This window comes from Aquilutibacter rugosus, from assembly GCF_036541335.1.
Classification (GTDB): Bacteria; Pseudomonadota; Gammaproteobacteria; order Xanthomonadales; family Xanthomonadaceae; genus Aquilutibacter; species Aquilutibacter rugosus.
This window is the reverse complement of the sequence record NZ_JAZHBO010000001.1, coordinates 697370-718679: the sequence shown is the minus strand read 5'-3', so window position 1 is coordinate 718679 and position 21310 is coordinate 697370. Positions and strand designations below refer to the sequence as shown.

The following is a 21310-nucleotide window of genomic DNA, read 5'->3' as shown; positions in this document are numbered from 1 at the left end:
AGCGCCGGGCTGTAAGGCTGCAAGGCCGCGTCACCCCGTGAGGGAAAGGGGCCTGGCCTGCCAGGTTGCATGACCCCGTGAGGGAAAGGCCCCTGGCCTGCCGGGTGGCGGACGCAAACGGTAATATTCTGACAACCAGTCGCGGCCTTTTCGGACGCGCAATCGAGGCCCGAACTGACTGTCAGCAGCCGAAAAACGGGCCATCCTGCAGGCATGAAAGGACAATTGACCGAGGCCGAGTACGATGCGCTGGAGCGGGTCGTGCGGCCGGAATCCGATGATGAACTGCACGCCAGGGCCGTACGGATGGATGCGGAAGAAACGTCGAGGGTGCGTTATCCGACGGGTTGGTGTCATGACTTCAACGTCAGGCCGTCGGGCGGGTGGGCGTATGCGCCGACCAATCCGCGAGATGCGGACGCGCGGAGCCGCATGACCGACTTGAAGCGCTTGCGAAGGCGCGCCAATCTCAACCTTGAGGAACTGGCCGAGCGGCTTCAGGTGGACGACGCCTATCTGCGCCGGATTGAGCGGGGCGAACGGCGGCCGTCGCTCGGCGTGATTGAGCGCTACGCCAACGCGTGCGGATTTCACGTGGAGATTCTGTTTCACCGCAAGGACGACTTTTACGTCAAGCGGCATTGGGTCAAGCCGCGCTGGAAGATTTACCGCGAACGAAAACTCGGGCGCGAGATCTGGGCGCGATAGAACCCGGAAGCTAGAAGCTGCTCCTAAAGCGTTGAGCGCGTCGGGACCGCGAGGTTGCCGAAGATCATGCCCGCGACGATGGCCATCAGGACGTAGCTGATCTGCAACAGCCCGCCGGGGGCGCCGGGGTCGACGTTTTGCTGCAGGACGTTGAGCAGCGCCTTGACCGAGGCGGAGCCGGGCACGAGCATCACGACGCCGGGGACGCGCAGGAGCGAGCCGGGGCGGCGGAACCAGCGGCCGTAGAGGTTGCCGATGCCGGTGAGCACGAAAGCCGACAGGAACAGGCCGGCGTGCGCGCCGAGCCATTCGCCGCCGAAGCGCACGATGAGATAGCCGAGGCAGCAGGCGAAGATCACCAGCAGGTAGTCGCGCGAGCGGACCTTGAAGATCACCGCGAACGAGACCGCGGTGATGAGCATGCCGAGCATTTCCATCGACAGCGGCTGCGGGCGCGAGGGCGCGACTTGCGGCGTGAGGCCCAGGGCCGTGAACAGGTACAGCGCGATCATCACGCCGACCGAGAGCTGCAGCATGATCGAGACCGCGCCGGCAAAGCGCTGCACGCCCGCCGCGAGGTGCGTGGCGCAGAGCTCGGAGATCGAGTTGGTCAGGTGCATGCCCGGCATCAGCGCAATCAGCGACGCTACGATGACCGTGTTCTGGTTGAGCGGCCCGACGAAGGTCGCGAACGACAGCACCGACAGCGAGCAGATCACCGCCGTCAATGCGTTGACCGCATCGTGCAGGCGCGGCCGCGAGCCGGCGTACCACCCGATCAAGCCGGCGATCAGCCCGTTCAAGGTGGCGACCGACACGTCGTACCACGGCAGACGCAACAGCAAGGCGATGCCGCCGGCCAGGGTCGTCAGCGACGCGATCTTGGCGATGGTGCGGCCCATCGAGGGCGGACGGTCCAACGCCGCCATGGCCTCTTCGCCCTGCGGCAGCGTCATCGAACCGTCCATGACCCCTTCCGCGATCCGGTCCACTTCCGTCATCAGGCCCAGGTTGGTTTCGACGAAGGGCAAGCGGATCACCCGCGTGATGTCACCGACACCGAAGGGCCGCGCCGGGTCGGCGAAGTGCAGGATCAGCCCGGTCGGCTGCACGAAAGGCTCGCACAGCACGCCGAACCGCTCGGCCACATTGCGGATCGCCATTTCCAGGCGCTGCGAGGTGGCGCCGGAAAAATGCAGCTGCTTGGCGAGCGCGGTGATGAACCGGACGCGCTCTTCGAACGAAAAACGCTGCGGCAGATCGCGGGCGGGCGCGGGCGAATCGGGAATGGCGAAAGCGGGAAAAGGCATCTGCCTAATTTACTGGATAGAGAATCATCACGGGCGATGCGGTATTCTAAGGCGATGATGACGCGGCCCCGACCAGATAGCCAATGAGCGCGCCACAGCTGGACGTGCTTAACGACAAACAGGACTCCATTCGCCTTGGCGGCCGATGGACGCTGGACCATGCCGACGAGATTATCGCACTGCTCGAGTTCGCATCGCCCACGCTCAAGTACCTGGACGCGCGCAAGGTCGAGGAAATCGACAGCTTTGGCGTGATGGCGCTGCGCCGCTTCGTCAACAAACGCAAGCTCGAACTCGACGACGTGCTCTGGCACCGCGAACATTCCGCGCTGGCCGAAGTGATCGACGAAGTCGCCGACGAACGGCCAAAGCTCAAGCGCGAGATCGGCCTGATTGCCGCACTGAGCCGGCTGGGCAAAGCCACGGTGCGCGTGCGCGACGAATTCCTGGCCGGCCTGGCCTTCTTTGGCGAAGTGCTGGTCAAGTTCTTCCGCACCCTGCTCCAGCCCGGCCGCCTGCGCCTGACCAGTACCGTCAGCCACATGGAGTCGGTTGGGCTCGACGCGATCCCGCTGGTCGCCCTGCTGTGCTTCATGGTCGGCGCGGTGGTCGCCTTCCTGGGCGCGAACGTGCTGAAAGACTTCGGCGCCGAAATTTACGTCGTCGAGCTGGTCAACATTGCCTTTCTGCGCGAGTTCGGCGTGCTGCTGGCGGCCATTTTGCTGGCCGGCCGCACCGCCAGTGCCTTCACCGCCAGCATTGGTTCCATGGTCAACCGCGAAGAAGTCGATGCCATCCGCACGCTCGGCCTGGATCCGATGGAAGTGCTGGTGCTGCCGCGCATCCTGGCCATCCTCATTACCCTGCCGCTGCTGACCTTCATTGCCGACATCGCCGGCCTGCTCGGCGGCCTGGTGGTGGGCGCCTACGGGCTGGACATTCCACCGCAGCAATACCTCTCGCGCATGCAGGACACCATGGAAGTGCGCCACTTCTGGGTCGGCATGAGCAAGGCGCCGCTGTTCGCGCTGGTGATCGGCACCATTGGCTGCCTCGAGGGCCTGACCGTCAAGGGCACCTCCACCTCGCTCGGCGAGCACACCACCTCGGCCGTGGTGCAATCCATTTCGACCGTCATCATCATTGATGCCCTGATGGCCATGTTCTACATGAATCTCGATGTCTGATCCGAACGACGATGTGGTGATCCGCGTGCGCGGGCTGGTCAACCAGTTCGGCGAACACCGCGTGCACGACGGCCTGGACCTCGACATCCGCCGCGGCGAGATCGTCGGCATCGTTGGCGGCTCCGGCACCGGCAAGTCCGTGCTGATGCGGTCCATTCTTGGCCTTCGCACGTTTGACGAAGGCCAGATTGAAGTGCTGGGCGTGGACGTGCGCGACGCGCCGTTTCGCGAACGCCAGCTGATGAAAAAGAGCACCGGCGTGCTGTTCCAAGACGGCGCCCTGTTCAGCTCGCTGACCGTGGGAGAGAACGTTGAGGTGCCGATCAAGGAGCACTATCCCAAGCTGGCGCACAACATCGTGTACGAGCTGGCCCTGCTCAAGGTCAAGCTGGCCGGCCTGCCGGCCGATGCCATCAGCAAGTTGCCGTCGGAACTGTCGGGCGGCATGCGCAAGCGCGCCGGCATTGCCCGCGCCCTGGCGCTGGATCCGCCGATCGTGTTTCTCGACGAGCCCACCGCCGGTCTCGACCCGATCGGTGCGGCGGACTTTGACAACCTCGTCAAGACCCTGCAAAGTGCGCTCGGCCTGACGGTGTTCCTGATCACCCACGATCTCGATACCCTGTACACCATCTGCGACCGCGTCGCGGTGCTGGCCGACAAGAAAGTGCTGGTCAACGCCCCGATTCACGAGGTCGAACAGTTTGATCACCCCTGGATCCAGGAATATTTTCACGGTCCGCGCGCGCGGGCCGCGCAACAGCAGCAGGCGCGCATCGGCGACGCCTCCGCAAAGGCAGTGTGAGTTATGGAAACCAAAGCCAATTACGTCCTGATCGGCGCCTTCACCTTGCTGGTGTCGCTGTTCGTGCTGATGTTCGCCCTGTGGGCCGCCAAGTACTCGTCCGACCGCGAATGGCAGGACTACTCGGTGCTCTTCAGTGAACCCGTGACGGGCCTGGCCGAAGGCAGCTCCGTTGCCTACAACGGCATCAGCGTTGGCACTGTCAAACTGCTGCGACTGGACCCGCAAGACCCGCGCCGCGTCACCGCCTTGCTGCGCCTGTACGCCGATGCGCCGGTCAAGGTCGATACCTTTGCCAAGATTGCCACGCCCTCACTGACCGGTGCGCCGATTATCCAGCTGACCGGCGGTTCGCCGCAGGCCAAACTGCTGCGCGAGGTGGACACCTCCGAGGCGCCACTGATCAAGACCGAGCCCTCGGCCCTGCAAAACATTCAGGACACCGCCAACAAGCTGGTGCAGCGCGTGGATACCCTGGTCAGCGAGGAGAACATCGCATCCATCGCCGCCAGCTTGCGCGCCATCGAAGACGTGACCGGCACGGTGGCCGCCGAACGCGCGCAGATTGCCCTGCTGATGCGCGGCCTCAAGCAGAACAGCGACCAACTCGCCGCGGCGCTCAACAGCACCAACAGCGCCATCAATGGCGTCAACCGCAATTTGGTGGATCAACTGCCCGCCCTGACGGCCCGCTTGGACGGCAGTCTGGTGCGCCTACAGGAAGCCACCGGCAACGCCAACTCGCTGCTGGCCGAAAATCGCGGCCCGATCCGCGAATTCACGCAAGACGGCCTGGCGCAGATCGGCCCGACCATGAAGGAACTGCGTGCCACCGCGCGCGAACTGCGGATCCTGGTCGATAACCTCAACGAAAGTCCGATCGGATTCATTCGCGGCCGCAATGGCGTGCGCGAATTCGATCCCGCCACCGGGGTGTCCACGCCGGTGCCACCGGAGAAAGTGCAATGAGTTCCAAGCTTTGGGTCAGCGGCGTGCTGAGCGCCGCCGTGTTGTTGGGTGGCTGCTCGTTTGGTGGCACCAAGAAACCGGCCGGCATCACGCAGTACTCGCCGCGCGTACCGATCGTCTCGAGCGTGTCCGGGCCGCGCAAGTCGGGCCAGCTGATCGTGGACACCTCGTACACCACCCCGGTGCTGGACAACCTGCGCATTGCGGTGCGCCCGCGCGGCAACGAGCTCGAGGTGTACAAGGGCTCGCGCTGGGCCAACACCCCGGCCGAGATGCTGACCACCGCGGTCATCCAGAGCCTGGAGCAATCGCAGGCCTTTAGCGCAGTCGGCCGCAGCGGCGCGGGGCTCAACCCCGACTACCGTCTGAGCCTGGAAATCCGCAATTTCGAAGCGATCTATGATGCGGCCGGCATGCCGGTCGCCACCGTGATCGTGGTCGGCAAGCTGGTGCGCGCGGGCGACGAAAAGCAAGTGCAGTCGCGCGAATTCACCGCGGCGGTTCCTGCGGCCTCGGCGGACGTTCCGGCGGTGGTGAATGGGTTTGCTCAGGCGTTGAGCCGGGTGGGCGCGGAGATTGCGGGGTGGGCGGGGCGTTAGGCGCCAGCTTCTAGACTCTAGCTTCTAGACTCTAGCTTCTGGACTCTGGCAAAAATGCACCTCGTCCGACCGATCTCCGGCTGCGGGGAGGGTGTAAGTGCGCCGGCCGTATTCTGGTGGGCCACTCGTCAAACGAGCGTTTAACTGGATAAACTAGGCAATTAGGAGCGCCTAATTTCGTCTTATAGGCGGCACCCACACTTTCCAGGGCCAGACAATGACCGAGACCATGACCGACACCGTTGAACGCGACCAAATGCCCTACGACGTGGTGGTGGTGGGCGCCGGGCCGGCCGGGCTGTCGTTTGCGATCCGCCTTAAGCAGCTGAATCCCGAGATCAGCGTCTGCGTGATCGAGAAGGCATCGACCGTTGGCGCGCAGATCCTGTCCGGCGCGGTCATTGAGACCGGACCGCTGGATGCACTGCTGCCGGACTGGCGCAGCAATCCGCCGCCGGTATGCGTGGACGCGCTCGAGGACGAATTCTGGCTGCTGAGCAAGACCGGCGGCCGCAAGCTACCGGTGCCGCCCGGCATGCACAACAAAGGTAACGTGATCGTCTCGCTGGGCGCCCTGTGCGCCTGGCTGGCCCCGCAGGCCGAGGCCCTGGGCGTGGAGATCTTCCCCGGCTTTGCCGCCGCCGAGACCCTGTATGACGACACGGGCCGCGTGATCGGCGTGCGCATCGGCGACATGGGCATCGCCAAAGATGGCAGCCACAAGGGCTCGTACACGCCCGGCATTGATATCGTCGCTAAGTGCACGGTACTGGCCGAAGGCGCTCGCGGCTCGCTGACCAAACAACTGGTCAAACGTTTCGGTCTCGATGCCGAGTCCGATCCGCAGGCCTATTCGATCGGTATCAAGGAACTGTGGCAAGTTCCCGAAGACCGTGTCACTCCCGGCAAGATCGTGCATACGCTCGGTTGGCCGGCCGACTCGCAGACGTACGGCGGCTCCTTCCTGTATCACCTGGACAAGGGCCGCATTGCCCTGGGCTACGTCTCGGGCCTGGATTACCAGGACCCGGAGTACAAGCCGTGGGAGGCATTCCAGCAATGGAAGGCGCATCCGATGATTGCCCCACTGCTCGAAGGCGGCTCGATTCTTTCGGCCGGTGCGCGTGCCATTGTCACCGGTGGTTTCCAGTCGCTGCCGCGCGTGGAAATGCCCGGCGCCCTGCTGATCGGCGACACCGCCGGCCTGCTCAACGTGCCCAAGATCAAGGGCACCCACCAGGCCATCCGCAGCGGCATGCTCGCGGCGGAGCACCTGGTCGCGTCCGATGAGTTGTCCTCTGCCGGTTTCGATGCCGCCCTGCGCGCATCGCCGGTCGTCTCCGAGTTGCGCTCAGTGCGCAACATCAAGCCCGGCTTCAAGAAGGGTCTGTGGTTCGGCATGGCCAACGCCGCGTGGGAAACTCTGATCGGCGGCCGCTCGCCGTGGACGCTCAAGGTCACTCCGGACTGGTCCTCGCTGAAACGCGTCGACGAGGCCGGCGCCATCGTCCCGCGCGATTACGTCACACGCACGCTCGCTCCGCGCGATCGCCTGCAGGGTGTGTTCTACGCCTCTACCGCCCACGACGAAGACCAACCCATCCACCTGCACGTGGCCGACACCAACGTCTGCGTCACGCGATGCGCCGAGGAATACAACAACCCCTGCACGCGCTTCTGCCCCGCCGGCGTCTACGAAATGGTCGAAGACACCTCCGCCGCGTCCGGCAAACGCCTGCAGATCAACGCCGCCAACTGCGTGCACTGCAAGACCTGCGACATCAAGGACCCCTACCAGATCATCAACTGGGTTACCCCCGAGGGCGGCTCCGGCCCGAATTACCAGAATCTCTGATCGCTATTGATTTGGAAGTTGGCGAGTTCCGATGCCCCGCGCATCAACCGGAGCGGACGACACTTGACCGACTTCCGAGTTCTTCCGATCAAGCCAAGCGCCAATGTATCCATCACCTTTAATCCCGATGACTTCTATGAGGTGCCAAAGATTCTATCTACCTGCCTAGACAGCATGGAGACGACCGGACCGATTTTTACTATGTTGCAGCCGGAAGCTTGGACCTGCCAAAGCTGACTGTTAAATCGATCACCATCAGCAACACGGGCGACGAGGTTGGACTGGAGCTGGGGAGCTCAAGCTACCGCGATATATTCTTCACACACAACTCCCCGGACCTTGTGCTCTCCACACAGCAAGCGACTATGCGATATCAAGAGCCCACGCTACGAGGTCGCTGAAAAGGGCATGATCGAATGGTCTTTTGCGGGTCTGATTGAGTCGACGGACTGGTTTCACCATTCCAAGATTCCGTTCCACGATTTCGCAGAAGCTGAGTTCTTAGATGAGCTGCCGGACAGTGTGATAAGCGAAATTGGCAACCACTATCGGTTTGAGCCCATTGGCGTCGTCTTGTCGGCCTTGGTGCTGTATCAGCCCGAGTTCTTCGTAACCGTTCGATGTACATTTGCGAACGCATCGTTCGCATCACACGACCCGGCGAGCTCAACCGCCTATTTCAAGTGGGTGCCCGTCAAAGACCTTGATCGTATCTTTCGAGATGAATCCTCATGCAAGTATCTCTGCAGACCGGGTCTAGACTTGTTGCGAGCGGCACGACCGGAATTATTTGGCATCTAGATTTGGTACACGTCGACAAACGACTTTAGTGGGCGATACGCAGACCGTTGAGTCGACCACGGAAGTTCCGTGTTGAAGCTACTGAGTAGCAGTGAGAAACGCAATCAGCGCGACTGTGGCGCTGTTCGCCCTGCTCATCTCACTCACGGGAAATGAGATGGATAGATCGCCACATCATGGTCGCCCGGCAAAGCACGATCAACGCGTGGGCCGCGAAGGTCCAGAATTTGCCCGCTCGAAAGACTACACTGATCCGAGTAATAACTGTCTGGGAGACAGAAGCTTTGGACGCATCAATCATCGCATCCGCCATTGAAGCTGGCGGCATGATTCTCGCTGCAGCCATCACGGCTGGCGCGCTGTACTTCGTTGGAGACAAGTTTGTTAATCAGGAGCGCTTGAAAGAAGATCTTAGGACCGCAGTAATGGACATTGACTTCCTTCTATGCGTGGAAAGCATCCATTGCGAGAATCACAACAGCAAGCTCGGTAAATCCAACAAGATCACAGTCAGAAAGTCCGCCTCGGATCAAGGGAAGACCTGGAGTGGAAAGTTCACACCAGGCAGAGTCGATCACGACAAGACGAAACCCCGGAGTTTTCTCTCATGACTGTTCATGCGCACGCTCGTGTACAAGAATTCCTGCCTTCGTTGATATAAAAGAAAAGGCGCCGCTAGGCGCCTTTTCTAATTCTTCCAGTTTAAACAACTACATTGCCTGTTCGAGATCGGGTAGGATCTGGAACAAGTCCCCAACCAGACCGATGTCCGCAATCTCAAAGATCGGCGCATCGCCGTCCTTGTTGATCGCAACGATCGTGCCTGCATCCTTGATACCGGTCAAATGCTGGATGGCACCGCTGATGCCTACCGCAATGTACAGATCGGGCGCAATGATCTTGCCGGTTTGACCGACCTGCATTTCATTGGGTACGTATCCCGCATCGACTGCTGCGCGCGATGCACCGACTGCCGCGCCGATCTTATCGGCAAAGTCATAGATGATCTTGAAGTTCTCGGCCGAGCCAACACCGCGGCCACCGGACACGACGCGCTTAGCGGACTGCAGGTCGGGACGATCCGACGATCCGGCGGCAAGACCCACGAAACGGGTATGGCTCGGCAATGCGGCGTCGACCGTTGCGGCTTCGACGGCTGCCGAGCCATCCTTTGCTGCTTCTGGCCATGAAGCGGCACGAACCGTACCCACGACCGGATGATCCGAAGGCGCCTCGACCGTAATGACGGCGTTGCCGGCGTAGATAGGACGCTTGAAGGTGTGCGAGCCTTCGACGGCCATGATGTCGGACACTTGCGATGTCGACAGCAGCGCCGCGATGCAGGGCATCAGATCCTTACCGAACGTGGTGGACGGACCAAAGACATGCGTATAACCGCCGGCGACCGCTGCAACCTGCGGTGCTTGCACCTGTGCAATGGCCTGCGCGTTGGCTGCATTGGCAATGGTAATGACCTTGCTCACACCGGCGATGCTTGCCGCTTCGGCGGCAACAGCGGCCGGATCTGCAGCCAGTACGACGATTTCAATCGCTGCGGGCGAAAGGGCCTGAGCCGCAGACACACACTTGGCGGTGGATGCATTGAGCTTGCCGTCGGCATGCTCGGCAACGATGAGTACTTTAGACATTAGAGCAAACCCTTTTGCTTGAGTGCGGCCACCAGTTCAGCGGCGCTGGATACCATGACACCTCGCGAACGTTTGGCCGGCGCTTCGTAGGACTTGATGGTCAGCGCGTCATGCGCATCCACGCCGAGGTCCGCAAAGGCAATCGTGTCGAGCGGCTTGGACTTGGCCTTCATGATGTCCGGCAACTTGATAAAGCGCGGCTCATTGAGACGCAAATCGGTGGTGACCACGGCGGGCAAATCGACTTCGATCGTTTCCAGGCCGGCGTCCACTTCGCGCGTCACAGTGGCTTTACCGTCAGCGACTTCGAGCTTGGAAGCAAAGGTCGCCTGCGGGCGACCCCAGATCGTGGCGAGCATCTGGCCGGTCTGGCTGGCATCGTCATCGATTGCTTGCTTGCCAAGGATCACCAGGTCGGGCTGTTCTTTCTCGATCAGCCTGAGAAAAGTTCTCGCCGCGGTCAGCGGCTGGATCGGCTGATCGGTCACCACGTGGATAGCGCGATTGGCGCCCATTGCCAGACCGTTACGCAGATGGGCTTGCGCATCGGCGGGAGCGATCGTCGCCACGATGACCTCGGTAGCGATACCTTGATCGCGCAGGCGCAGGGCCTCTTCGAGAGCAATTTCATCAAAGGGATTGGCGGACAGCTTGACGCCATCCGTCACCACGCCCGAGCTGTCAGGCTTGACCTGGACACGGACGTTTGCGTCAATGACGCGCTTGTAACCTACGAGTACCTTCATACGGCAAAATTCACGGTATTTGCACCCAATTTGGGCTGTCGCCGACTATTTTATCCGAACTTCGCCATATGGACCGATGCCGCCCGGCCAATTTAGTAGGGCGCAACGCAACATCGGCGTTTGTGTCTGACGCAATACCAATCCACGCTGACTATAATGATGGCGCAACGGCGCTGAGTGAAGCGAGTTTGATCGCCTAAAATGAGGAATGCGATCCGGCCTGAAGCCGGCATTCGGCGTTCAAGCAACTTTCAGATTCCTGGGGTAGCTAATCTCATACCACGGGCGTTGGAGGGCGAGCTGGAACTCCAGGGGAAATCTGGACTCCATCTCCCGCATTGCGCCATCAAAGGGGCTTCAGTAGGATTGTTCACCACAATCACTTAAAGTATATTGGACTTCCTAAATCAGGAGCATTACCAGTGACCCGCAAGTTCCCACGTATTCTTCAATTGACGGCGATGGCATTTGCCGTGGTTTCCGCAGGTGCTGGTTGCCAACAGCAGGCCGCCCAAACTGATGAAGCCCAACCTAAGGCGCAAGCGCAAGCCAAAGGCCAAGCTATTAATGGAATGACTGCAATAGCCCCCTCTGCAGACGCTATCGCGGCTGCCAAATTGAACTACTCTCCGTATGAGCCGCTCGGAACTGACGGCGTCTTGGTCGTTCCATCCATTGACCCCAAATTTCGCGTTGGCTTGCAAGTCGATGTTCCCGGCAACTATGAGATTTCCCTGGCTCAGGACAAATGTACATCGGGTGTAAAGGTCGATTTGTCGAAGGAGCCGGAGAAGCTGCTGGAGACCAGTGTTCTGACACTGGCTGCGCCGAAAATTACTTTCAAACATGATAGTGGTGCTACGACTCAGCTCCAGATTGAAATGCAGGCAGGAGCACAGAACAATTGGTTCTGTAATGTAATGGTGCGCAGAGTCGGATAATCGATGATTGTCGGCAACGGACTAGTCGCCTCCCATTTCAGGCGACTTGGCCTGATTCGCAAGGACACCGTCATATTTGCCTCGGGCGTCTCCAATTCTCGAGAGACAAGGACCGAGGCATTTCAAAGAGAACGTTCACTGCTTCAAACGCATCTGAACGGTACTCAATCGCGCCTTGTCTACTTCAGTAGCTTCGGAGTCGCTACTGAAGAGTACTCTCCATATCTGGAACATAAGCGGCAGATGGAGGACCTAGTTGCGTCTAAATCTGCCGCCAATTTGATTTTTCGACTTCCGCAAGTAGTTGGCAAGAGCGAGAATCCAAATACACTCGCAAATGCGATGATCCACAACATTGGAAACGATCTCGAATTTGAAGTTTGGGCATATGCTGAGAGAAACTTCATTGATATTGAGCACGTCGCGTCCATTGCTCACGAAGCGATAGCACAGTACGCTTCGGGAATTATCCCCATAATGAGTGAGCGATCCTTATCGATGCCGGAGATAGTTCGAATCTTCGAAGAGATCTTGGATAAGCCTGCTAAATTCCGGCTAATTGAGACTGGCGCCCCAATGCCCGCTGATACTTCGAAGATTCGCGACCTGGCAAAAAAACTGGGAATCGAGCTAGGCGGCGATTATGCTCGGCGCGTGCTTAAACGCTACTATGGCTGAGACCTAGCCGTCAGAACCTGCTCCAGTGAAATAGGTTCCTTTCTCTTCGAGCCGCTTAATAAACCGAGTCCAGGCCCTATCCGTCTGAATGGTCTCTACTTGCTCATCAATCAGGCTTGCAGCTTCGACCGCATCAGACTTAAGTCGTACTAGTTTCTCTGAGAATTCGCCGGCATCATCTGGATTCGAGACAAGGTGCCTTGCATTCACGATGTCTGGAATCCCACCAACAGCAGGAGCCACAATTGGCAGTCTGAGGGCGGCAACATCAAGGAGAATGGTTGGTGTCCCCTCCCATGAGGTGGTCATTAGGAAGGCAAAGTGCTGTTCAGTTACCACATCCTCCAGCCGCTCAAATGTACCGTGCAATTCTACATTCGGCATTTTGCCAAGTTCGGATATGAGAACAGCCATAGACTCCCCCATCACCGGCGCACCGTAGACATCGAAATGCAATTCCGGACGTAGCCGAGCAATCTCCAGAAGCACGTCTAGACGTTTCTGGCGATCCAGTCTACCAGCCCAAAGGACACGGTTCGCATCGGCCTTCTGAATTCGCGATTCGCTAACTTCACCGTCATACGGGAATGGAAGCACACTGAATACATCCTGCGGAACGCCTAAGTCGTTGGACCATATACGGGGATACGCTGTGTTGTCACAGAATATGCGATCGAAGTAGCGATAGGTGTCCCTCAGGAAGTCTCTCGCATAGCCCACGGGCTTCATATTGACATTGTAATCGTCGCAAAAGAGAGAGCCGAACAAGTGTGCAGACTGCCCTAGAGCCAAGCCATGCGAACGAACTGCCATCCATCCAACCTTGGAATTGACGATGTGAATAGTCCGCGGTTGAAGCTGAATAAGAAGCCTAGTTAGCACCACCACTTGGTGGGGAAGTTCCAGATTTGCCGACAGAAGCCCCAACTCCAAATAATCCACGGAAGTCGGAACCCGATACTTCCACTGCGATTCGCTTGGCTCCGTTGCAATCATAAGAACCTTGGCATCAGCATCATGCTCAAGAATGGCGTTCACATGAAACAGAATGCCGCGATCGGCGCCACCGGGTTTCAACCACGGAATGACGAGCACGTGAGTATAGGCATTGCTGCTCAGTTGCTCCAAAGCTTGCGAGTAGACGATGCCCGGAGCTGGATTTTGCGGAACCGAATAAAACTGAAACTTATCTACCGCATCGTCGTGCGGCAGCAAATCCGGTTCAATCATTGATGCGGCGACCAGCTCCTCCACAACCCAATCCGGCATTTTTGGAGGATTCCAACTCGCCGCAGCCGCATCAAGTCTAGAATCGGCTGGCGAAGGCATCTCTTCCGAAGCAACTCTACGTGCCGCCCATCTCAGTGATCTGGCCAGAAAACGACGCCCCTTTCCAACGACGGAAATGTAATTCTTCTGGCCCATCATTGCTCCGTCCTCTTCAGATCAAGTAGTGAGGATTTGAATAGCGAGTTTGGGGGCACAATGGCCTTAGCGATTCGGCTATTTTCATTCATTGAACCGGAAAATTTACGCCGATACATGTAAACCGTCCCCCATGCCAGACGATGCTCAATACCGGCAGCTATTGTCTCGCAGTTCCAACACCAGTCCTCGAATCCAAAACCAGTCTTAACAGTATTGATCTCCACCTGTGGGATCGACTCGAATAGTGTCTTTCTAGCAAAGACTGCACTAATCCAAGGATTCACCACTAATAATGAGGGCTTATCGAAATATTCGCCTCCCTGATCCACTTGCCAGCTGAACGCATTGTACATTCCAAAACTGACAACAATCTCCGGATGCAGCGCAACGTTCTCGCCGTGCTTCTGGGACTCCAAGAAATGTCGCAGCACGTAGTCTCTTGAAATCAGATCATCTCCATCAACGATGCAAATGAACTCGCCACGTGCGACGTCAATACCGGAGTGGCGCGAAAGTGCCAGATCCCCATTCGAAACATGAAGCAAAACCTCGCCCCCGCCCATTTTTGGATGATTGAGGACGCTCGATACAGTGAGCGAGTCAGCGCGGTCGAGCACTAGAATCACTTCAACCCGAACACCTGCGGCAATAGCCCGCAGGCTTGACTGACAAATCGACGTCAAAGCCGTATGGGCCAGAACCCCTTCGTTGTGAAATGTCACGACCACGGATACGTCTACGTGGCTCTCGCTTTCGTATTTGTCCACGACCTAACCCCCAAAGTAGCCCACAGTTTCCAATACCTCTTCAGCTACCGCTCGCGTGTGGCCAAGAGCCAGACGATTGTAGCAATTCTTAGCACGCTCCAGCGTCAAATGAGGCGCGCTGAGCGATTTATTGATCATAGAAATAATCTCATCTGCTGATGTAGGGTCGCGCACTAGAAATGCGGAGTCTTCATCCAGAAGCGTCGAAATACCCCCAACAGCCGTCGAAACTATTGGAAGTCCGGAAGCTCCCACTTGCTTAAGTACAAATGGCAGGCCGTCCCATAATGACGTGTTCAAGAATACGTCGTACCTTTGCATTTCAATCCGGGAAAACTCCACCTCGTAGCCCTTAAAGAAAAGGTTACTAGGGGTGGACGTTTCTAGATCCTCAAGGGAATCTATACCGTACATGTCGAACTCGATGCCTGGCATCCTTCTAGCTATCTCGACCAAGATCTCGGGCTGTTTCTGCCGCGAGTTTCGCCCAACCCATAGTACTCTATCCCTTCGGATCACATCTCTCGAAAAACCCTTCAAAATCGGGTCAACGTAAAGAGGCAGGTACTGGAACTTCGATAGCGGGATACCCAGCTGCTCGGACCAAGTCTCTGGAAACTGCATGTTGTCAACAAATATTGCAGCTAGCTTGTCATGCGTGTCCCTCAAGTACCACCGGGCATACCCGAACCTCTCTCCGTCGGGGCTAACTTCATCGCAGAATAGACTCGCATAGATCGCTGATTCCTTGGCGACGGCCGCACCGTGACTCGCAATCGAAGACCAGGCCGCGTCACTGTTTATGATGTGCATTACCTTTGGCTTAATTTCGCAGACCAGACGAGCTATGAGTTGCGAGACGTCACTTGCAGAAAGCTCTGCCAGTACGTCGGAAATATCCATGACCTCGACCCCGGCGGGCACTCGGGTAAGCCAAACATTTCTGTCCTTCTCTGTCAGGACTAGCAAAACCCTCATTCTCTTGCAGAGCATACTGATGAGTTGTAGAGATGCCTCGTCTGATCCACCTATCGATATCCACGGACAAAAAATCATGGCTTCCGGCTTCCTGACATTGGTTAGCCGATCCGAAAGATGCACAAATGCGTCACCAATCTTGGATTTTGCCGGGATTACATACTCCTTCAATGCGCCGACTTCGAAATTCTTACTTGAGAGCCTCGGCTCAAGACTGGCGACATCCGGCATCAGCTCTGGAAGCCAAGTTGGGACCTTTTGCACACCATTCCGCTTACCACGAGAGGTAAGAACCATTAGACGCTGCCGACGAGAGCTGTCAAGCTGGCGCTGCGTCCACGCCAAGGCCCTCGTGACAAGCTTTCCAACTAATGATTGCAGTGCACGTTTCATTCGGAGAATCTGATCTCGAACAGCGAGTTTGGCGGAAGAATTGACATCGAATCATTTGAGGACGAGTTTCTGGACGCTGCTGCACTCTTACGGCGGTAGAAGTATGCTGTCTGATTTGCGACTGCATTCCTGTAGCCCCGAGCCTTCAATTCGCAATTCCAGCTCCAATCCTCATACCCGAAGCCGTTTGCATGGGTGAGTGAATATGGAACCGCCTGAAACACTTCTTTGAACCCTAATGCAGGCGATGCCCAGGGATTCGTACCGAAGATCAGGGCCCGGCTAACCTCTCCATTTCGCTCATCATACTGAGTATGGAAGGAAAGCTCCTCGCCGAACGTCACAATCAACTCCGGTCTAATAAGGTAACCGGGCCCAAGACGATCAGCTTCATGCAGGTGCTTGGCGAAGTAATTGAGTGAAACCAGATCGTCTCCGTCAACAATTGCGAGATACTTGCCGCTGCACTGCCCTACAGCGGAGTTCCGGGATCCTGCCGGGTCACCGAAATTAACAACATTCAAGATCGTATGTTCATGTGTGGCACTGAAGTCCCGCGCAACGCGTATCGTTTCGCTATCTGCACAATCCAGAGAAATGATGATCTCGTGCCTGCAGTGTGATGCACGTGCCGAGTTAATCACCGAGTTAAGACTGGCGGCTGCAGTCAATGCCTCCCGATGAAGCGTCAGAACAATGGAAAGACCTGGATCCACTTCACTCATCTCGCATTGTTTCCGGATATTCAAGCGCCATTAGCCGAAGCTTCTCCAGGACACGTACTGTGCGATGACTCTTGAATCTGCGCACAATTTCGTCCCGGTGATCGAGATCGGCCCTTAACTCTTTAACCTCCTTTTCGCGGCCTCTGACGCTCATAGTCAGCTGCCCAACCGAAGTCGCCAACATAGCGTTTTGCAGTCGTGCACTCTCTATCTCGCTTATCGCAGCTTGTAGCTTACTGTTTGACGCCTGAACCAGATCGACTTGCTTCTTCAATCCGGAACTCAGCTCATCATTTCGCTTCCTAGCGATTCGCAACTCTTCCTCCAGCTGCGTTTTTTCCAACCCCATGGCGTTCAATGACATATCTCGTTCGCGTAATTGCTCCGCCATTGAACTGGTAGTGAGAGTGGCCCTTTCCAACTCAGCCTTGAATCCCTGCAGCCGGGAGTCCAGCAATTCAATAGCCTCCTGCCTTTCTTCGAGATTGGCCTTCAGCAAGCTAATGCTCTCATTAGCATTGCCGAGTTCTGACCTGTAGTTTTCGAGCTGAGACTCCAGCCACTCTACCGCTGCAGTTCTCTCCCCAAGGCCTTCGGTTAGCGATTCAGCTCGAGCTCGCACTGCTTCCAGATCCGCACACAGGGCACGCTTCTCAGCCAAGATTTCGTCTCTGGCGACGATGTCTTGTTCGCGCTGCTTGGTAAGTTGTGCGAGTTTGAAGTCGAGAGCGGCAAGCTCTTTCTCGCCGTTATCGGCTCGAATTTGGAGAGAGAGGATGACACCTTTCTTCGCCTCAATATCGGTCTGTAACGAGGAAATGACCGCCTTTGAACTATCCAGCTCCTTCTGGTGGTTCTTTAGCTGCTGCGCGTGCCACTCCAGGCTCGAATTCCGCTCGGAAATGATGGCCTTTGAGTTCTCCAGCTCCTTCTGGTGGTTCTTTAGCTGCTGCGCGTGCCACTCCAGGCTCGAATTCCGCTCGGAAATGATGGCCTTTGATTTCTCCAGTTCCTTCTGGTGGTTCTTTAGCTGCTGCGCGTGCCACTCCAGGCTCGAATTCCGCTCGGAAATGATGGCCTTTGAGTTCTCCAGTTCCTTCTGGTGGTTCTTTAGCTGCTGCGCGTGCCACTCCAGGCTCGAATTCCGCTCAGCAAGTGAAGATCGCAAACTCTCGATAGCGCGCTTGTCAGACGCGCTCTCCGTCCGAAATGCGTCCAACTGGGATTCAAGCCACTCCGCTGCCGACTTGCGATCAGAGAGGTACTTTTTAAGCTCGCTATTCTCAAGCCCTAGGTTGTCAATCAGTGATTGAAGGTTCCGAAACTTTTCCTCGACAAGGCTTGCCTGGAGAAATGATCGATCCTCCGGATCTCTCTTTACGCTCCGCCCGGTCGGCCGAGGAAGCGCGGAAACCTCATGCCCTTTTAATTTCGACGTACTCAAAGCCAGGCTCTCATAGGCATCAAGATGGCGCCTGTGCAATTCCGCTAACGTGCGCTTTTTCTCCAGTCGCCATGAGTAATAGCTAGGATCAAACAGCAGGCTTGATGGTACGAGGTAACTCAAAACATAGGCATTTAATGCCAGCTTCAGATCCTTGGCTGAGCTTGGAGCCAGACGACTACCCGTGGAAAAAACGCTGACAGATGAATCTCCCAGTCCGTAGAACGGCTTACCCCACAGCAGGCACTCGACTAAAACGCTTGAGTTAATCGAATAGATCGTCTTGCATTTCGCGATAAATTCCAGAGACGATCTCGAATGATCGATAGCGCCAAGTGTTCCACGGTATGCGAAAGGGGCCGATGGATGTTGCCGAACCAGTACCTGACGGGACTTTGCATCCTGATTTGCTCTATGTATCAGGCCAATTGTTGACCAGCCCCTCGAGAATGCGACCAGATTTGAATCGTCGTCTACCTGCAATGCAATTCCGACCTCGAATGAAGCCGACTTACTTAGAACAGGATCTTTTTCGAGAATCAACTGCCGTATTTTTGCGACTCCGACTAGGCTTGCCCCTTGCAATGCAGATTCGAGATCGGCCTTGCTGCCCCATTTGCTTGGCTCTGTATTGCCATTTACCCCATCAAAATCAAAGTAAATCGTGTTCGCGTACTGCGGGGAACGCAGAGGTCCCAGCTCGTTGTGAATTACGGGCACATCCAGAATCTTCCCTAGTTCAGTCAAACTAGGGCAATTGCACCACGTTAAGTATGCCTTCGGCTTTGACCGTTTCCCGAGAATTTGCCTAGTTGCATCCAGTAGCTGATCCCGAACGTCAGTGAGTGATTCGGTGATAAGCCGTCGGAAAAACTCTATCCCGTTGTCTAAAAGCTCAGGCTCGATTCGATCACTTGGGCTTAACGATATTTTCCGATACGCCCTGAAACGCTCCTTTGAGGGAACGGTAAAGACAATTCCGGAAACCTCCAACTGCTCGTTGAAAGGAATGCCCTTCTCATCGAAATATCTCTGGTCGCCAATAAAGGCCACCTCGTCTGGCGACCAGGCCGCCATCTGAGCGAGCATAACCCACTGGTGCAACGGTCCCGAGCCACGATCAACAAAGGGCAGCAGGAAAGAAATATACATTTCTAAACCGCATTCACCAGCAGCTTCAGGTCATTCGGCGTATGCACCAAACGGCCGCCATACATGCCCCACGTTAGTGGATTTGACTCAATATCCAAGACTCCGATATTGAAGCAACGATCGTAGAAATAGGGCGAATCGGCTGACGGTTTTGCTCCGCAATGAAAAGAGTAGCGCCCCATTGCAAAAGGAAGACTGGTTGAAACGTCAAGACTGTATACGCGGTCTCCGGCAGCCATTGCTGGCAGGTAGGCCTCGTAGAAATCGGTGTTATATGCAAGCAGATCAACGCCATGCATATCCCGAATAAGAATGCCAATCGTGGCGCCAGCAGGAACTTCGGAATTCACCTTAAACTGCAGTCGCAGCTTAATGTTGTTCGCACGCTCAATTGAGGTAACTCGATTTCCGGAAGAATCCAGGACTGCAAACCCTGTAAAACGGATTTCTCCTCCGCCAGACCTGTTAAGCACAGTGGACTCAAACACGTCTTCAGGGAGAACCGGAAAACTCTCTTCAAAATGAAGACGGAGTTCTCCGTGCTCGGATCTGTTCATCTCTGACTGGGCGATGGCTGCAGCGAGATCCTCCGGTGAAGTGCTTGACATGGAATTTTGATATTGCTCACACACTTCCTCCGAAGGGCCATCCGCGACTAACTTGCCTTTTTCTAGCAAGATGGCTCGCCGACACAGGCTTTTTACAGCGTTCAAAGAGTGCGACACAAAGAACACCGTTACCCCGCGGCCTATTATGTCCTTTATCTTGGCTAGACATTTCTGCTGAAAAAACATGTCGCCAACGCTTAAGGCCTCATCGATGATTAGTACATCGGGATCCATATGGACCTGTTGGGAGAACGCCACCCGGACCATCATGCCGCTTGAGTACGTCTTCACGGGGTGATCGATAAACTCGCCGATGTCAGCGAATTCGATAATCTCGTCTAATTTCCGGCGAACCTCATCTGAAGACAATCCAAGTACAGCGCCCGCGAGCTCAATATTCTCTCGCCCTGTTAGTTCAGGATTAAAGCCAGCCCCTAGCTCCAATAGCGCTCCAATCCGACCTGCGATGTTTACCGATCCCTTGGTGGGCTGCAAAACACCGGTAATCACCTGCAACAGCGTGCTCTTGCCAGCGCCGTTTTTTCCCAACACCCCAACTGTCTCGCCCTTTCCGACACTGAAATTGATGTCATCTAATGCAAGGTAACCCGCTGACTTCGAGTCCTGCGAACTCTTGTTTCGACTACGCCAGTGCCCTAAAGGCGACCATCGGCGGGCATGTGTAAACGTGTACTCCTTGCTAACGCCTTTAACCGAAATAGCTTCGGTAGCATCCTGATTAATAGACATCAGCAAACTCCAGTTGATTCCCCTTAAACGAAACCAGGCCAATCCAAGCCACTGCAAGGGAGGTCAGGACGCCGAAAAGCATCACATTGACACTCGGCCACTGTACATTCAGCAATATGCCCCGGCCCGCCTCAAACACATAAGTCAATGGGTTCCATTGCGTCAGGAACGATAATTGCTCCGGCATGCTGTTCGCAGGAAACAGCAATGGAGAGACAAACATAAGCAGGACCATAAGGGAGGGAATGATATGCTCAAGGTCGGAGTGAAAGACAGCCGCAGCAGCTACAAACCAGGAAATCCCCACCGTAAAAACAGCAAAAGGAATAAGTACGACCGGAACCCCAAAGATACCGAGCGGAAATTCATGCTTGATCAGGACGAAGAGGACTGTCCAGACAATCAAACTCATCAGAAAATCAATGCTGGCCACAATTACAGACACCCAGCTCAGCACCTCAAGGGGGAACCTCATTTTGGTGACTAGAGATTGGTTGGAATGGATCTGACCCGCTGACCTGGAAACAACTTCATTGAAAAAGTTGTAGAAGATCAGACCGGCCTGCAACACCAGCGCAAACTCAAGCGTAGATCCTGCGCCCCCCCACCTCGCACGCAAGAGTACGCCGAAAACCAAGGTGTAGGCCGACATCAATAACACCGGATTTAAGACAACCCAGAGAAAACCCAGGTTCGAGCGCCGGTACTTTGCACTAAGCTCCTTCTTGACCAGCTGCTTAATCAGGTACTTTCTTTCCCATAGTGGACGAAAAACGTCCATAGGACGCGGAAACATCATTTCAGACATAGTTGCCTC

General features: G+C 56.4%; 20 protein-coding genes. 10 read left to right on the top strand and 10 right to left on the bottom strand.

Annotated features, from left to right (window positions below; genetic code table 11):
• Positions 1 to 213: 213 nt before the first annotated feature.
• On the top strand, positions 214 to 708 hold the full coding sequence (locus V3390_RS03455) for a helix-turn-helix domain-containing protein (RefSeq protein WP_331703361.1): 495 nt from the start codon (positions 214 to 216) through the stop codon (positions 706 to 708).
• A 23-nt stretch (positions 709 to 731) separates the two neighbouring features.
• On the opposite strand, the gene V3390_RS03450 is transcribed toward V3390_RS03455, so the two are convergent.
• Complete coding sequence (locus V3390_RS03450; protein WP_331703360.1) at positions 732 to 2018, bottom strand: threonine/serine exporter family protein; 1287 nt, start codon at positions 2016 to 2018, stop codon at positions 732 to 734.
• Between the two features lie 83 nt (positions 2019 to 2101).
• Here V3390_RS03450 and V3390_RS03445 point away from each other — a divergent pair, with 83 nt between their 5' ends.
• The 7 genes from V3390_RS03445 (at position 2102) to V3390_RS03415 (ending at position 8845) form a co-directional block, all read left to right on the top strand.
• Positions 2102 to 3205, top strand: coding sequence for an MlaE family ABC transporter permease (locus V3390_RS03445; RefSeq protein ID WP_331703359.1), 1104 nt, complete (start codon positions 2102 to 2104; stop codon positions 3203 to 3205).
• Entirely contained in the window at positions 3198 to 4010 is an 813-nt protein-coding gene (locus V3390_RS03440; RefSeq protein WP_331703358.1) for an ABC transporter ATP-binding protein, read from the top strand. Before V3390_RS03445 ends, V3390_RS03440 begins: the two co-directional genes overlap by 8 nt.
• Positions 4011 to 4013: 3 nt before the next feature.
• Complete coding sequence (locus tag V3390_RS03435; RefSeq protein WP_331703357.1) at positions 4014 to 4979, top strand: MlaD family protein; 966 nt, start codon at positions 4014 to 4016, stop codon at positions 4977 to 4979.
• Entirely contained in the window at positions 4976 to 5578 is a 603-nt protein-coding gene (locus tag V3390_RS03430; RefSeq protein ID WP_331703356.1) for an ABC-type transport auxiliary lipoprotein family protein, read from the top strand. The genes V3390_RS03435 and V3390_RS03430 overlap by 4 nt, the downstream gene beginning before the upstream one ends.
• Before the next feature lie 229 nt (positions 5579 to 5807).
• Positions 5808 to 7433, top strand: coding sequence for an electron transfer flavoprotein-ubiquinone oxidoreductase (locus V3390_RS03425; protein ID WP_331703355.1), 1626 nt, complete (start codon positions 5808 to 5810; stop codon positions 7431 to 7433).
• 408 nt (positions 7434 to 7841) lie between these two features.
• Positions 7842 to 8234, top strand: coding sequence for a hypothetical protein (locus V3390_RS03420; protein WP_331703354.1), 393 nt, complete (start codon positions 7842 to 7844; stop codon positions 8232 to 8234).
• A gap of 176 nt (positions 8235 to 8410) precedes the next feature.
• Entirely contained in the window at positions 8411 to 8845 is a 435-nt protein-coding gene (locus V3390_RS03415; RefSeq protein ID WP_331703353.1) for a hypothetical protein, read from the top strand.
• A 99-nt stretch (positions 8846 to 8944) separates the two neighbouring features.
• On the opposite strand, the gene V3390_RS03410 is transcribed toward V3390_RS03415, so the two are convergent.
• Together V3390_RS03410 and V3390_RS03405 are read right to left on the bottom strand one after the other, a co-directional pair.
• Entirely contained in the window at positions 8945 to 9883 is a 939-nt protein-coding gene (locus tag V3390_RS03410) for an electron transfer flavoprotein subunit alpha/FixB family protein (RefSeq protein WP_331703352.1), read from the bottom strand.
• Positions 9883 to 10629 (bottom strand): electron transfer flavoprotein subunit beta/FixA family protein, encoded by a 747-nt coding sequence (locus V3390_RS03405; protein ID WP_331703351.1) that lies wholly within the window; start codon positions 10627 to 10629, stop codon positions 9883 to 9885. The genes V3390_RS03410 and V3390_RS03405 overlap by 1 nt, the downstream gene beginning before the upstream one ends.
• Positions 10630 to 11051: 422 nt before the next feature.
• On the opposite strand from V3390_RS03405, the gene V3390_RS03400 reads away from it, so the two are divergent.
• Complete coding sequence (locus tag V3390_RS03400; protein WP_331703350.1) at positions 11052 to 11570, top strand: hypothetical protein; 519 nt, start codon at positions 11052 to 11054, stop codon at positions 11568 to 11570.
• Positions 11571 to 11573: 3 nt separating this feature from the next.
• A complete protein-coding gene (locus V3390_RS03395) occupies positions 11574 to 12248 on the top strand; it encodes an NAD-dependent epimerase/dehydratase family protein (RefSeq protein ID WP_331703349.1) in 675 nt (224 codons plus the stop codon).
• A 3-nt stretch (positions 12249 to 12251) separates the two neighbouring features.
• Here V3390_RS03395 and V3390_RS03390 read toward each other — a convergent pair whose 3' ends face one another.
• Genes V3390_RS03390 through V3390_RS03360 form a run of 7 tightly spaced genes read right to left on the bottom strand, consistent with a single transcriptional unit; the run spans position 12252 to position 21301 of the window.
• Positions 12252 to 13676 carry a glycosyltransferase family 4 protein gene (locus V3390_RS03390; protein WP_331703348.1) on the bottom strand — a complete coding sequence of 475 codons (1425 nt, stop codon included), beginning with the start codon at positions 13674 to 13676 and terminating at the stop codon, positions 12252 to 12254.
• Positions 13673 to 14443 (bottom strand): glycosyltransferase family A protein, encoded by a 771-nt coding sequence (locus V3390_RS03385; RefSeq protein ID WP_331703347.1) that lies wholly within the window; start codon positions 14441 to 14443, stop codon positions 13673 to 13675. Before V3390_RS03385 ends, V3390_RS03390 begins: the two co-directional genes overlap by 4 nt.
• 3 nt (positions 14444 to 14446) lie before the next feature.
• On the bottom strand, positions 14447 to 15814 hold the full coding sequence (locus V3390_RS03380) for a glycosyltransferase family 4 protein (RefSeq protein WP_331703346.1): 1368 nt from the start codon (positions 15812 to 15814) through the stop codon (positions 14447 to 14449).
• Positions 15811 to 16539, bottom strand: a complete 729-nt coding sequence (locus V3390_RS03375; protein WP_331703345.1) for a glycosyltransferase family 2 protein — start codon at positions 16537 to 16539, stop codon at positions 15811 to 15813. The genes V3390_RS03380 and V3390_RS03375 overlap by 4 nt, the downstream gene beginning before the upstream one ends.
• On the bottom strand, positions 16532 to 19135 hold the full coding sequence (locus V3390_RS03370) for a GT99 family glycosyltransferase N-terminal domain-containing protein (RefSeq protein WP_331703344.1): 2604 nt from the start codon (positions 19133 to 19135) through the stop codon (positions 16532 to 16534). Before V3390_RS03370 ends, V3390_RS03375 begins: the two co-directional genes overlap by 8 nt.
• Positions 19136 to 19137: 2 nt before the next feature.
• The gene (locus tag V3390_RS03365; protein WP_331703343.1) at positions 19138 to 20493 is read right to left on the bottom strand and encodes an ABC transporter ATP-binding protein; all 1356 of its coding nucleotides are present in this window, start codon (positions 20491 to 20493) and stop codon (positions 19138 to 19140) included.
• Positions 20483 to 21301 (bottom strand): ABC transporter permease, encoded by an 819-nt coding sequence (locus V3390_RS03360; RefSeq protein ID WP_331703342.1) that lies wholly within the window; start codon positions 21299 to 21301, stop codon positions 20483 to 20485. The genes V3390_RS03365 and V3390_RS03360 overlap by 11 nt, the downstream gene beginning before the upstream one ends.
• Between the last annotated feature and the right edge of the window lie 9 nt (positions 21302 to 21310).